Annotated in this window: 13 protein-coding genes; all 13 read left to right on the plus strand. The window is 34.4% G+C overall.

Going from position 1 to position 14722, the window contains the following annotated elements:
- Window positions 1-39 precede the first annotated feature (39 nt).
- On the plus strand, window positions 40-1110 hold the full coding sequence (locus AR685_RS10645) for a formimidoylglutamase (RefSeq protein ID WP_059124533.1): 1071 nt from the start codon (window positions 40-42) through the stop codon (window positions 1108-1110).
- A gap of 3 nt (window positions 1111-1113) precedes the next feature.
- On the plus strand, window positions 1114-2112 hold the full coding sequence (locus AR685_RS10650) for a glycosyltransferase family 2 protein (RefSeq protein WP_082671918.1): 999 nt from the start codon (window positions 1114-1116) through the stop codon (window positions 2110-2112).
- A gap of 102 nt (window positions 2113-2214) precedes the next feature.
- Window positions 2215-3345, plus strand: a complete 1131-nt coding sequence (locus AR685_RS10655; RefSeq protein ID WP_059124534.1) for a glycosyltransferase family 4 protein — start codon at window positions 2215-2217, stop codon at window positions 3343-3345.
- A gap of 30 nt (window positions 3346-3375) precedes the next feature.
- Complete coding sequence (locus AR685_RS10660) at window positions 3376-4218, plus strand: polysaccharide biosynthesis/export family protein (RefSeq protein WP_047443658.1); 843 nt, start codon at window positions 3376-3378, stop codon at window positions 4216-4218.
- A gap of 1 nt (window position 4219) precedes the next feature.
- The gene (locus tag AR685_RS10665; RefSeq protein ID WP_047443660.1) at window positions 4220-6706 is read left to right on the plus strand and encodes an exopolysaccharide transport family protein; all 2487 of its coding nucleotides are present in this window, start codon (window positions 4220-4222) and stop codon (window positions 6704-6706) included.
- 212 nt (window positions 6707-6918) lie between these two features.
- Window positions 6919-7812: a DUF6089 family protein gene (locus AR685_RS10670; RefSeq protein WP_059124535.1), complete on the plus strand. Its 894-nt coding sequence runs from the start codon at window positions 6919-6921 to the stop codon at window positions 7810-7812.
- A gap of 6 nt (window positions 7813-7818) precedes the next feature.
- Window positions 7819-8568, plus strand: coding sequence for a polyprenyl diphosphate synthase (uppS, locus tag AR685_RS10675; protein WP_047443664.1), 750 nt, complete (start codon window positions 7819-7821; stop codon window positions 8566-8568).
- Between the two features lie 27 nt (window positions 8569-8595).
- A complete protein-coding gene (gene bamA / locus AR685_RS10680; protein ID WP_047443666.1) occupies window positions 8596-11136 on the plus strand; it encodes an outer membrane protein assembly factor BamA in 2541 nt (846 codons plus the stop codon).
- Between the two features lie 4 nt (window positions 11137-11140).
- Complete coding sequence (locus tag AR685_RS10685; RefSeq protein WP_047443668.1) at window positions 11141-11689, plus strand: OmpH family outer membrane protein; 549 nt, start codon at window positions 11141-11143, stop codon at window positions 11687-11689.
- Between the two features lie 75 nt (window positions 11690-11764).
- A complete protein-coding gene (locus AR685_RS10690) occupies window positions 11765-12265 on the plus strand; it encodes an OmpH family outer membrane protein (protein ID WP_047443670.1) in 501 nt (166 codons plus the stop codon).
- Between the two features lie 71 nt (window positions 12266-12336).
- Window positions 12337-12822 (plus strand): acyl-CoA thioesterase, encoded by a 486-nt coding sequence (locus tag AR685_RS10695; protein WP_047443671.1) that lies wholly within the window; start codon window positions 12337-12339, stop codon window positions 12820-12822.
- Between the two features lie 3 nt (window positions 12823-12825).
- Window positions 12826-13686, plus strand: coding sequence for a dTDP-4-dehydrorhamnose reductase (rfbD, locus tag AR685_RS10700; RefSeq protein WP_047443673.1), 861 nt, complete (start codon window positions 12826-12828; stop codon window positions 13684-13686).
- 10 nt (window positions 13687-13696) lie between these two features.
- On the plus strand, window positions 13697-14374 hold the full coding sequence (locus AR685_RS10705) for a hypothetical protein (protein ID WP_047443790.1): 678 nt from the start codon (window positions 13697-13699) through the stop codon (window positions 14372-14374).
- The last annotated feature ends 348 nt before the right edge of the window (window positions 14375-14722 follow it).

Genomic DNA, 14722 nt, shown 5'->3' on the forward strand with positions numbered 1-14722 from the left:
AATTTTAATATTTTTGAGCTTTAATAAGTATTTGAGCACATGGATTTCGAAGATTTTATCATTTCACCAAGAAATTTCAGAACAGAAAACTGGCAGATTGGTCACCAAATAACCAAAGAAATAAAAGAGGACAGTATTGTTTTGCTTTTCGTTTCAGATTACAGAGGTGCTAATGGTGATGCTGAAGTGCAGGATTTTACAGCTATCAGAAGAGAGTTTTACAAATTGTCAAAACTCGATTTTGAAATTCCGGTGGTGGATTTAGGAGATTTGGTTTCAGGTAAATCGGTTGAAGATTCTCATTATATTTTACAGGAAGTATTGTCGGAATGCCATTCTAAAAGAGCGATTCCGGTGATTGTAGGAGGTTCTAACGACTTTTCTTTTTCTTTATTTTCCGGATTGAATTTTCATCAGCAAAATATCAATTACACGCAGATCAGCAATATTATTTCGCTTAAGCAAGGCGAAGGTATTAACGAACATACTTTTTTAAGCAAGATTTTAGGCTCAAAAAATTTCTCTATCAAAAATTATCATCATTTAGGGTATCAAAAACATTTGAATGAAGCAGATTCTGTAAAGCTCATCAGAGAAGTTGAGTTTGATATCGTCCGTTTGGCTGAAATGATGAATTCCACAGAACGTACCGAGCCTTATTTCAGGAAAGCCGATTTGGTGACAGTAAACTGTGATGCAATCGAAAGTTTCAGTGATGCTTTTTCTATGAATCCGCAGGTGAATGGCTTGAACAGGAGAGAAATCTGTGCTTACATGAAGGAAATTGGATTGAGTGAAAATTTGAAATCGGTAGGAATCTTTAATTACAATATTTATTCTGAAAATCAGTTGAATCATCAGCTTTTAGCACAAATGCTTTGGTATCTGATCGAAGGAATTAATATTCAGCAGTCGCATCCTAAGGAAAGACAATATGAGATGTTCTATGTTCTGATTGAGGATAGACAATATGCTTTCAAACGAGATACATTCAGCAATCTTTGGTATTTTGGAGACGATGAAAATATTGAAAACTGTATTCCGTGTTCAAGAACAGATTTTGATGAGGCCAAAAAAGGCTGGCTGAGCGCAAGATTTACCAAAAGCTAAACGATGGCAGAACCTCCTTTAATTTCCATCATTGTTCCGGTTTATAACGTCGAAAATTATCTGGCGAAATGTCTTGATTCTTTGGTGAATCAGACGTATCAGCATATTGAGATTTTGGTAGTGAATGATGGCAGTGAGGATCAGTCTGAAAAAATAATTCAGGATTACGCTCAGAGATTTCCGGATAAAATTAAAGCTTTTGCTAAAGCAAACGGAGGTTTAAGCGATGCGAGAAATTTTGGAATTGACCATGCGACCGGAAATTATTTGGGATTTGTTGACAGTGACGACTTTGTCACAAACACGATGTTTGAAGAAATGCTGAATTTAGCACTGAAACATCAGGCTGAAATGGTCATCTGCAACATCCAAAAAGTTGATACGTATGGAAATGTGACGCAAAAACTCACGCAGATTCCTAATATGCCTGAGAAAATTGATTTGGAAACACATTTTTCAGTGTTTTCAGATTTAAGTTATTTTGCTTGTAATAAATTATTTAAAAAAGAACTTTTTCACGGAAAAAGATTTAAAAAAGGAATTCATTTTGAAGATATTCAGCTAATTCCCCAACTTTTATTGCAATGCAAAACTTTGGCGCAAACTCAAAATTTTCATTACCAATATTTTGAGCGTACAGATTCGATTTCAAAAACACATACAGAACAAGGATTGGATATTTTGAGAGCAGTGGCGGACGTAGAAAAAGCATTTGAAATTTCACAATATTCTAAAAAACAGAAAGAGCTTAAAAATTTTCAGATTTTAGAAGGTGTTTACACTTTTTTAGCTTATTTAGCTTTCGTAAAAGAGGAACAGATGTTTTATAATATGTCGCACAAATTAGAGTTATTCATGCGCCAGAGAAACATTAATTTTAGAGAGATAATGATTTACAGTCGTTTTGATAAGAATTATCTATTATCTTTACCCCTGAAAAAAATGATATTTTATCTTTTGTTCTTTTCTGGACAGAAAAAAATATTAAGAAAATTAATATAACACAAATGGAAAAGTCATTTGTCATGGTAGTTTAACGTGTTGGCAATGATTTCATTAAGGCTTTAAGGTCTCAAGATCCAAAAAGTACTTTAATAGAAAAAAATGAAGAATTTTGAATTACTCTTATATAACTCAGGGATTTCTATTTTTTATGTAAAAATAGGTCTAGGTTTTCTGTTCTCTTTTTTAATCACATTTTTCTCGATTCCCACTATTATAAAAATTTCCAGAAGAAAAAATCTGATGGATGAACCGAGTGTGAGAAGTTCTCACATGCGTAAGATTCCTAATCTTGGTGGTATTACAATATTTTATTCTATTGGTATCTGTACTTCTGTCTTTGCCTATGAACTTTTTGATTTGTATAAGTTTCTCTTTGCCTCACTTATTGTCCTGTTGTACGTAGGTGTAATGGATGATATTGTTGTCATGAGGGCTTATAAAAAGCTGGTTGCCCAGATTGTTGTATCTGTTTTCATTGTGATTGGTTCAGACATTAGAATCAGAAGTCTATTTGGGATTTTTGGGATTTATGAGATTGATTATGTTCTGAGTGTACTTGTTACCATCGTTACATTTATTATCTTAATAAATGCATTTAATCTCATCGACGGAATTGACGGATTGGCAGGCGGATATTCAGTGATCTGCAGTGCTCTGTTTGGGGTCAGCTATTATCGTTTGGGCGAATACAATTATCCCTTGGTTGTTCTATCGGTAATCATAATAGGTTCTGTTCTGGCTTTTTTATATTACAATTTATCCAATTATAGAGCTACAAAAATATTTATGGGAGATACCGGCTCTATGCTGTTGGGGTTTTTACTGGCATTTACCAGTATTTGTTTTATCGATATTTTTATAGACAGGCAACTGCCGAATGCTCCTAGGTATCATTTGAAATCTGCTCCAGTGATTGCTGTAGCCATTTTGATTTTGCCAATTGTAGATACTTTAAATGTTATTATAGTAAGGCTTTGGAATAAAAAATCGCCTTTTTTGGCAGATAAGAATCACATACACCATAAACTTTTAAAACTTAATCTCACCCACAGAAGGTCAAGTTTCTACATCATAACCTATTATATTTTTATTGTTACAGTGGCCTACTTTCTACGACATGCCAATGTAAATCTTTTATTGGGGATTATTTTGTTACTTGGTTTTGTAGGTGCTTATCTGCCAGATTTTATATATATGGTTAAAAATAAAATGTTAAAAAGTAATAATTAAATTTCTATTTTTGCAAACTACATATAATTTATGATGAAATTCTATAAGTATTTACTGTTTTTAGTATTACCTTTTCTATTAGCTTCTTGTATTACAAGCAAAGATGTAAAATACATGCAGCCAAGTGAAAGTCTTGTAATCAATGAAGAGGGATTGATTCCGTATAATATTCCCGTTTACAGAATTACAAAAAACGATATGTTGACTTTGAATATCGTGACAACTCCCAAAGGAGATGCTGCTCAGTTTTATTCTGCTTTAAATACTTCTGTAGGAACAGGAGGCACCACTATTTCAATGACTAACGGAACTGGAACTGGTGGTAATGCTATTGTGTATTTTAATGGATTAAAGGTTGATTCTAAAGGAGATATCAATGTTTTTGGAATAGGGTATGTAAAAGCTGAAGGCAGAACCATAGAAGAAGTTAGTTTGGAGCTTCAGGAGAAAGTAAATGAGAACTTCCAAGAGGGAAAGTCTGAAGTGCGACTAAACACTGATGGTATTACATATTATATTTTAGGCGATATTGAAACTGTTGGGATTACTGGCGAGAAAAAAGCACATAAAAATACGCTGACTCTGACCGAAGCAATATCTATAAATGGTGGTTTAAACAGAACAGTTGACAGGAAAAATATTGTTATTCACAGAAAACTTCCGGAAGGAATTAAAGTAGCTAAAATAGATCTTACTCGCGAAGATGTGATGAATTCTCCCTATTACTACGTACAGAACGGTGATGAGATTTTTTTGACTACTCAGAGACGCAGCCTAAATGGATTCGGTAAGGACCCTATACAAACTGTTATAAGCGGAGTTTCGGTTATTACTACTGCTCTATCTATTTACCTACTTCTTAAAAACCTGTAATATGATTCCGAAAAAAGTTGATACGGTAGATAAAAGTGCAGCTCAAAAAGAAAAGTTGGGATCTTTTGCTTTATTTGACATTGAAGATTTCTTACGAAGACTCTGGAAAAATTGGTATTGGTTTGTATTTGTGTTTTGCATTGGCTACGGAATTTCATGGTTCTACGGTAAATATTATGCACAAAGTATCTATTCATCAAACTTATCACTAAGCATATCTAATGGTGCAGCAAGCTATTTTACACCTAACCAGTCAATCAACTTTATATGGGGGCAGGGAGGTAATCAGGATGGGGTTTACCTTAAGAAAATGCTGTTGTCAAGATCTCATAATGAGTATTTGGTTAAAGAGTTAAATTATTATGTCAATTACCAAACAAAAGGTCTTTTAAAATCTACTTATCTCGATAAGGACGACTCACCCGTTTTCTTAGAAATCGATACCAAGCACCTTCAGCAAGTTAATTATCCCATTACGTTGGTGCCTAAAAATGGGAATTCTTATGAGGTTGTTTTACCTGATGAAGGTGAATCTACGAATCTTTATTCATACGAAGTGGAGGGTTTTCAGAATGTGAAAGCTTTTCCAAAACCAACCAATAAAGTTATTAAACTTAATGAATGGTATACTTCTCCTAATTTAAGATTTAGATTGGTTCCTAATCCCGTCACTACCAGAATTAAGCTTGATAATATTATAGTAAACCTAAGTACAGTTAATGATGCTGTAAATGGTATCATCGGAACGGTAAGTGTTGATTTTGACAAAGAAATCAATACCATTATGATTATTTCCAAAAGTGGATATAACCTAAACAGTACTGTGAATTTTTTAAATAAGTCTGTTGCAGAGCTTCAAAAGAAGAGGTTTAATGATAAAATAAAAGTGGATGCAAATACAGAAGAGTATTTAAGATCCAGCCTTGCAAATATCAGAAAGCAGTTAGATTCGAGTGGTGCCGTTTTGAATTATCTGAAAACCTCAGAAAAATTATATGATATTCAAAATAGAGATGAAAAATCTTTACAGCAAATTAAAGAATTAGAAGCGAAGAAGGCAGAGATTCTTAGTAAAATGGCTTCTCTAAGTAATATCAGAAACTCTGTGGAGACACAAAGTTTCGATAAGATGATCAGTCCTTCTGCAGCAGGTTTTGATGATGGATTATTCTCTGCATCAGTGGCAGAATTAAAAGCGCTTTATCTAAAAAAGAGAGAATTGTCAGCCATTTATACTCCAAATTCTGAACCTATAAAGGAGGTGAATAGGCTCATTAGTGAGGCCAAGCAGAATTCATCTGGTTCCTTGAGAAATGTTTACACAGTGTATACAGATCAGCTTAATAAAATTAATCAGCAGGTCAGCGAAGCAAATTCAGAATTATCTATGTATCCTGAAAAACAAAGAAAATATTTGGATGCAGAGCGTGGTTACAATATGATTGAAGCTACTTATAACAGTTTGCTAACTAGGCAAAATGAGAGTAAAATGAGGATGGCAACGAACCAATCAGACATTACTGTAATTGATCCCGCCAAAAATTTAGGACAGCAACCAATAGGACCCAACATTAAAGGGACTAAAATGATAATCATTGGGGTTTTTCTCACATTGCTAGTTGTTTTTATTTTAATTGGTGGTTTACTTGATAGTAAGATTAGAAATATAAAAGAATTGTTATCTGTTACTAAAATTCCTCTATTGGGTGTGATAGGAAATAATAACAATGAAAATATGCTTACCGTTTTAGATAATCCGAAATCATCGGTATCAGAAGCTTTTCGTGGGATACGGGCTAATATGAGATTTCTGGCAAATGAAGATGGTAAAAGTAAGGTTGTTTTGATTACATCTTCTGTCGGTGGCGAAGGAAAAACGTACATTTCAATAAACTTAGCATCAGTCTTAGGCTTAAGTGATAAGAAAACGATTTTGCTGGGAATGGATCTTAGAAAACCTAAAATTTTCGGAGATTTTAATATTGATAATAAACATGGGATCTCAAATTATTTAACAGGGGAGGTGACTATTGATCAAATTATTAATAAAACAAAAAATCCAAATCTTGACGTGGCAACAGCAGGTCCCATTCCTCCAAACCCGTCTGAGCTTTTGATGAGCGATAGAAACCTTAAGTTAATTGAAGAACTTAAAATGAGGTACGATTTTATAGTTATAGATTCTCCACCTGTGGGGCTGGTTGCAGATTCTTATGACTTGATGAAGTATTCTGATGCCAACTTATATATTGTTCGCCATGAATACACAGAAAAGTATATGCTTAAAATGATCACTGAGAAATACCATAATGACGAAATCAAGCACTTAGGTTTTGTTTACAATGATTATGTGGTGAAGCAAGGTTATGGCTACGGTTATGGCTACGGTTATGGCTATGGATACTTTGATGAAGACAAAAATTATAATGAGCCTTTATTGTTAAAAATACGAAATTTCATAAAAGCGTATTTAGATAGAAAAAACTAATGATAATAAACCCTCATACTATGAGGGTTTGATCTTATCTGAAGATGGCAATCTGTTAAAAAAAGAATAATTTTGCTAGTTTGTCGTTTACTTTATAATAAATTATGTTTTTTTGTTTATTTTTAACGAAACATTAAGGTTATCATTAATGCAAAAATGTTTTATATTTGCAAAAATTAATTTTTAAAATAACCATAAATCCATATTCTTCTATGAATAAAAAATTATTGTTTAGCTTTCTTACCCTCTTAGGTACAATGGTAAGTGTAAAGGCACAAAGAAATGAATTGGGAATTCGTCTTGGCATGAGTAATTTAGTAGGCGACATAGGAAATACCAATTACATTTTGCAGCAGCCATTGGATTTGGACAGAGCTTCAGAATGGGGAGTTCCTTTTTATGGTGGATTGTTATATAGATTCAACTTTAATCCTCATCAGACCGTAAGGCTTGATTTGGGTTATAACCAAGTTCAGTTCAGTGATAAAGCTGCAAAGGAAGAATATAGGAGAAACAGAAATTCATTCGGAAAAAATAATGTTTACGAAGCAAGTATTGTTTTCGAATATAATTTATTTCCTGTAAATAATGAGCAATTAAGTATGGTAAGCCCATATATTTTTGCAGGGATTGGAGGTTTAATGTTTGATGCACCAAAGGCTACATTAAATCATGACTTTAAAAGAAATGCAGACGGCGTGGCGCAGGCTCCTGTAGATGAACTAGATTTTGTGACAACCACAGAATATACAATGGGTAAAAAAACTGTAGCACATGTGCCTTTTGGAGTAGGATTAAAATATAAATTCAATCACGGTTGGGCAATATTTGCAGAAGCTACTTTTAGACTTGCATTAACAGATCAGCTAGATCACAGCAAGATACTTGCTAAAGATATTGTTTCGAACTACAATGCAGATATTTTAAACCCATCCACTGGCGGATCTCTTTTGCAGACAGGAGATTATTTTATTGTTTCTAAAGAAAGAGAAGCTGCTTTTCTTAACAGTAGAAATGTAGGGGATACTGAATCAAGAGATTGGATGAATACCTTTAGTTTAGGATTGACCTATTCTTTTGGAAGACCACCATGTTATTGTGATTAATTAATTATGTCGTTGATTAAAGAAAAAATAAATTCCGAGAATTTGCCACAGCACGTAGCCATCATCATGGATGGTAATGGGAGATGGGCAAAGTCTCGCGGTGAAGAAAGAACATTTGGTCATAAAAATGCCATTGATGCTGTAAGAAATGCTATTAATGCATGTAATGAAGTTCATATTCCATACCTCACACTCTATACATTTTCCTCAGAAAACTGGAAACGACCTACTGATGAAGTAAACACACTGATGAGTTTACTTACCGAAACGTTGCTTTTGGAAGCCGAAGAAATTTTCAGTAAGGGGTTGAGGATGCATGTGATCGGAAATTTAGAGAAATTACCAGCATTGGTAAGAGAGCAGCTGTTGAAAGTTGTAGACCTTACAAAAGAAAATACAAAAGGGAATTTGGTTTTGGCCATCAGTTATGGTTCACAAAACGAAATTCTTAACGCCGTTAAAAATATCAGCACCGACGTGAAAGAAGGTAAAGTTGATATAGAAAATATTGATGAAAAATTATTTGAGAATTATCTCTATACAAAAGATTTTCCACCTGTAGATTTGTTGATCAGAACCAGTGGAGAAATCAGGGTTAGCAATTTTCTGCTTTGGCAGATTGCGTACGCAGAACTGCAATTTCTAAATGTTCTTTGGCCGGATTTCACAAAAGACATATTTTTTCAGTGTATTGTAGATTATCAAAACAAGGAAAGAAGATATGGCCTTACTGGCGAACAGATACAAATCAAGTAAATTTAAGAAAAGAAAGATTACGATAAAATGAAGTTTAGACTATTACCCATCATTATGTTTGCTGCTTCTGCACATTTTTATGGACAGGTGACACCACAAGACAGCACAGCGGTAAATACCACCTCTGTCCTTGCGGAAAATCAAACAGGAACTTACACTCTGAAAGACATTGTTGTTGATGGGGTAAAAAAATATACACCCGCTCAGATTCTAAGATTTACGGGTCTTACAAAAGGAGAGGAGGTAGATATTCCAGGACAGAAAATCAGTGGTGCCATCAAAAAACTTTGGGACACACAGTCTTTCTCTGAAGTAGAGGTTTACATTCAAAGTATTGAAGGTAAAACAGTCGTTTTAAAATTTTATCTTGAGGATTTAAAAGACCTTGGTGAAGTAAAATTCGTCGGAAAAGGGATTGGAAAATCTAAAAATGAAAAATTAGCTAAAGATAACAACCTGAAGCCCGGTACAAAAATCACTCAGAATTTGATCTCAAGCCTTAAAACAAATATTCCTAAGGATTATGTGAAAAAAGGTTTTGCTGATGCTAAAATTACGATTGAAGATAAAGTCAATGCAGGTGATCCTAATTTGGTAGACTGGACGATTAATGTTGACAAAGGCAGAAGAGTGAAAATAAGCCATATCGAATTCGAAGGGAACGAAAACGTTACTGATGCTAAGCTAAGAAAGAAAGCATTCAAAGAAACCAAACAGAAGAGATTCGGAATTGGTGGTATTTTGAAGTCTTCTAAATTTATCGAAGAAAAATATCAAGAAGATAAGCAGAGTCTTATCAACTATTATAACTCTTTAGGATACAGAGATGCACAAATCGTTTCTGATTCTGTATGGAGAAATAAAAAGAATAATTACGAAATCAACGTTAAACTCAGCGAGGGAAAACAATATTACATTGGTGATATTACGTTTACTGGGAACACGGTGTATTCTACAGAATATCTTCAGAGAATCTTAGGATACAAAAAAGGTGATATTTACGACGCTGTAGGATTCAACAAGAAAGTTGGTGAAGACGGAGGTAAAGAAGACGATTCAGATATCAAGTCGAATTATATGAATAATGGTTATCTTTTCTCAACCGTTACACCGGTAGAAAAATCGGTAAACGGAGATAAGATCAATCTTGAAATCAGAATCAATGAAGGCGAACAGGCAACCTGGAACCGAGTAACATGGGAAGGAAACACGACCACTCACGACCACGTTATTCTAAGAGCTTTAAGAACAAAGCCGGGTGAACTTTTCAAGAAAACCGAAATCAAAAGAACGTATTTCGATTTAGCCGGGATGTCATTCTTTGACCCTCAGCAAATCGGTCAGGATATTGTACCTAACCAGCAGGATAATACGGTAGATGTCAACTGGAAATTGGTTGAAAAAGGATCTTCTCAGGTTCAGTTGCAGGCAGGTTACGGTGGTAACAGCTTTATTGGGACTTTAGGATTGACATTTAATAACTTCTCTCTTAAGAACTTCCTGAAATTTAAAGATTTTAGACCAGTTCCCCAAGGTGACGGACAGACATTATCTATCACAGCGCAAGCGGGTCAGTACTTCCAGAACTATGGTGTTTCATTTGTAGAACCATGGTTATTTGGAACTAAGCCTACTGCACTTTCGGTAAGTTTAAATAATTCAAGAGTTAATTACAGTCAAGTAAGCGGCCCGGATCAGAGATTAAATATCTTCTCTGCAACGGTCGGTTTAAACAGATTGTTGAAATGGCCGGATGATTATTTCTCATTATATACAGGAATTCAGTTTCAAAAATATAACTTCAGCAACTATCCTTTTGAGTTTGGAGACACTACTGAGTTATATGGAAATGCAAATAACTTAAGTTTAAATATTGGTTTAAGCAGAAATTCTGCAGGTATTGATCCTATTTTCCCGACAATGGGTTCTAATATAGAATTGTCAGGTAAATTTACTCCGCCATATTCATTGTTTAGTAACAAAGATTATTCTACAATGTCTCCAACGGATAAGTATAAGTGGATGGAATTCTATAAAATCAAATTCAAAGCTGATGTTTATAACGAAGTTGTAGGTAAATTGGTTTTAAGGTCTTCTGCTGAAATGGGATTCATGGATGGTTACAACAAAGAATTGGGAGCGCCACCATTTGAAAGATTCTATGTGGGTGGTACAGGACTTTTCGGAGGTAGATTCGATGGTAGAGAATTGATTCCTTTGAGAGGTTACGAAAATGCTTCTACATACGGAGGTACTATTGATGACATCACTCAGAAAGGTGGAGGTACTATTTACAATAGATTTACGTTAGAATTAAGATATCCGATTTCAATGAGTCAAACTGCTAAAATTTATGCTCTTACTTTTGCTGAAGGAGGTAATGTTTGGAATACTTGGACCAAATACAACCCGTTCCAGCTCAAAAGATCAGTGGGTGTGGGTGTAAGAGTTTACATGGGTGCGTTTGGTTTGATTGGATTTGATTTCGCGTATGGATTTGACAAAACTGTTCTAGGAACAGAGCCGTCAGGAACGAAGACTCACTTCTTAATGAACCAATCTTTATAACAGTATGAAGAATTTTAAAATACTTTTCACTTTTGCTTTCATGTTGCTTTTCAGTTTCAGCAACGCACAGAAAATTGGGGTTGTCGATACAAATTATATTTTAAATATGATGCCGCAATATAAAGAGGCAGAAGCAAGACTCAATTCTCAGATTGATACCTGGGAGCAGGAGCTTCAGAGTTTACAGGCCGAGTACGAAAAAAAAAGATCGGCTTTTGAAAACGAAAAAGTTCTATTAGTAGGAGATCAGTTAAAACTAAGGGAAAAGGAAGTTTTGGATTTGGAAAAAAACATCAAAACCACAACAAGTTTAAGATTCGGAAAAACAGGTGAAATTCACCAATTGAGAGCAAACTTGGTAGAGCCATTTCAAGATCAGATTTTTACGGCCATCAAAACGATGGTGCAGAAAAACGGCTTAGGCATAGTTCTTGATAAAAGCAATGATATTAATGTGATTTCACTTGAAAAAAGATATGACTATACAGATAAAGTATTGGATATTTTATTAAAGGGAACCACGGAAAAAGAAAAGAAAACTAATAAAAAATAGTAAAAGTAATTTTTCGGAATTAACTTTTACGCAAATTTAAAATCTAAAAACAAATTAATTATTTATTACCCCGTTATGAAAAAATTAAGTGTATTATTTGCAGCAGCGATGATGGTTGTGTCTGTAGGTATGGCAAAAGCTCAGAAAATTGCTACTTTGGATGTCGCAGGTATTCTTAATGCAATGCCAGAAAAGAAAAAAGCTGATACAGAAATTACTACGTTTGTAGATTCAAAAAGAGCTGAGTTAAAGAAAAAAGCTGATGCTGCACAGGCGAAGTTTGCTCTTTATCAGAAAGAAGCTCCTACAAAAACTGAAGCTGAAAATAAAGTAAGAAGTGAAGAGATGCAAAAAGTATCCGAAGAAATGTCTCAGATGGAAGAAAAAATGAGAAAAGATGCTACTGCAAAGCAGGATGCTCTTTTTGAGCCTATCGAGAAAAAACTGATGGATGTTGTAACTAAAGTTGCGAAAGCAAATGGTTATGATTATATCATGGATGCCAACTCTACTGGTCTTGTATACAAAGCAGGTCCTGATGCTACTCCAGCTGTGAAGAAGGAATTAGGTCTTTAAGAATATAGATATTAACAAAGATTTATAAAAACTACCACTTCTATTAGAAGTGGTTTTTTTATTTTTGCGTTATGGAAAAAGAAGTATCAACGACGGTAAGGGTGCGATTCAGTGATTGTGATCCCATTGGGCATTTAAACAATGTCAAGTATTTAGATTACATGTTCAATGCAAGAGAAGATCATGTGGAAGAATTTTACGGTTTTACTTATGAAGAATATACCAAAAAAACAGGCTGCACTTGGATTGCTATTCAAAATGAGATAGCTTATCTGAGAGAGGTGAGATATAATACGCAGGTAGTCATTAGTAGCAAAACGATAGAAATACAAGACAGAACTGCAAAAGTTGAAATTTTAATGAAAAGTCTCGACGAAAAAACAGTTCATGCTGTATTATGGGTAACGGTAATTTATTTTAATATTAAAACTAGAAAGTCTGAAGTTCATCCGGCGGATATAAAAGATACTTTCCATAAATTCTTTGTAGATTTAGAACAGAAAGATTTCCAACCCAGAGTTAAATTCTTAAGGTCACAAAACGCTAGAAATTCATAATAAATGAAAAAGATATTAGTAATAGGAAGCAACGGTCAGTTAGGAAACTGTATCAGAAAAATAGCTCCGGATTTTGAATTAGATTATGAATTTATTTTCACAGATTCAAAAATTTTAGACATAACAAACGAAGATCAGATTCAAGAGTTCTTTTCGGAGCACAAACCTGAATTTTGCATCAATGCATCAGCATATACTGCAGTGGATTTGGCAGAACAGGAAAGAGACAGAGCTTTTGCTGTAAATGCTCAGGGAGTTGAGAACATTGCGAAAGCATGTTCAGAATATAAAACTGTTTTTCTGCATGTTTCTACCGACTATGTTTTTGATGGCGAAACCAATTTAGATTATTCAGAGGATGATTTTACAAACCCGATTGGCGTTTATGGGGAATCAAAAAGAGAAGGGGAAGAACTGGCTTTGGAAGCAAATCCTCAAACAATTATTTTCAGAACATCATGGCTGTATTCAGAATTCAATAAGAATTTTGTGAAAACAATGCTGAGCTTATTCTCTCAGAAAGATGAACTGGGTATTGTGGGTGATCAGTTTGGGCAACCTACCAACGCCAATGATTTGGCAGAAGTCATTATGGAAATTATAGAAAACCCCAAAAAGACTTTTGGAATATTCCATTTCTCAAATTATCCTGAAACTACATGGTTCGAGTTTGCAAAGAAGATTGCAGAATTTTCAAATTCATCTGTAAAATTAAATTCGTTAACAACGGAGCAATATCCAACTCCAGCCAGAAGACCTAAAAGAAGTACCATGTGCTTAGATAAAATTGAAGAAATTTACAAGGTCGAGCCAAAGCATTGGGAAAATAGTTTGGAAGAATGCGTAGAAATTCTTTCTAAATAATTTGATGATCATGAAAAATTTGATTACCGTTGTCTTTGTCTTCGCAGTGCAGATTATTTTTGCACAAAATGTTTACCTGACAAAAGTTGAAAAAACCAACGACAACACAGATAAATTTCTGTATCATATAAAAGAGAAAAGCACTGATGCCGAATTTCTGGGAGAAATCGAAGTTCAAGGTTATTCTGAAGATGACGCCGCAGTCTTTTCCTTGATTTATAAGAAAGCGAAAGAAATTGGTGCCAATACATTTTTATTTAAACCTTTTGAAACAGTAGACGGAAATTCCCAGAAATTTGATGCTGGCCACTACAAGCTGCAGGTTTATTATACGCCTTCCGAAAAAATTGTAAAGGATGAAGGCAACTTATATCTATTCGCGGGTTCATCTAAAGATCAGAAAATAAGCATTAATAGAAAAGATTATTTGCTTCGACCTCGTACTTATTTGAAAATCCCTTTGGTTTCGGGTGAAATTTACACTGTTTCTACCAAGAAGCTTTTAGGATCAACAATCAAAATACAGAAAGGAGCCAAAAACTCTGATCAATATTATCAGGTTTCTTCAGCAAGATTAGGAAACAGCAGCCAGAATGACGGAACCCTTCATCTAAAATCTGGTGACATCGTTGGTTTAGAAAAATCTTTCTCAGAATTTCTAACCTTGATTTATCAGGAAACAAAATAATCTCGGATTTATATAGTCTCAAATATTGCCTCAGAAATTTCTGGGGCATTTCTTTTTATAAAATTGCTTTGATTATGAGAAGTTTCTCTAGTTTATTTTTTCTCTAGGAGCTTTTACCCGCTATGCACTGTATCTTTTTTAGATAGTCTCTGCGTTGCCTGTGGAATCTAAAAAAGGATGCCGTATCTATCGGGGCTAGGGTAGCAGCACTGTAAGCTTTATGATTACAGAGCTATGATAGATCAATCTCCCACACAATCATCGATCATCCATCGCCCTACATTCTATAGTCAGTATCCATCAGTCAACATTGCCAAAATTTTTCTCACATGAATTCAGCGAGTTACC

This window comes from Chryseobacterium sp. JAH (assembly GCF_001507335.1).
Taxonomy (GTDB): domain Bacteria; phylum Bacteroidota; class Bacteroidia; order Flavobacteriales; family Weeksellaceae; genus Chryseobacterium.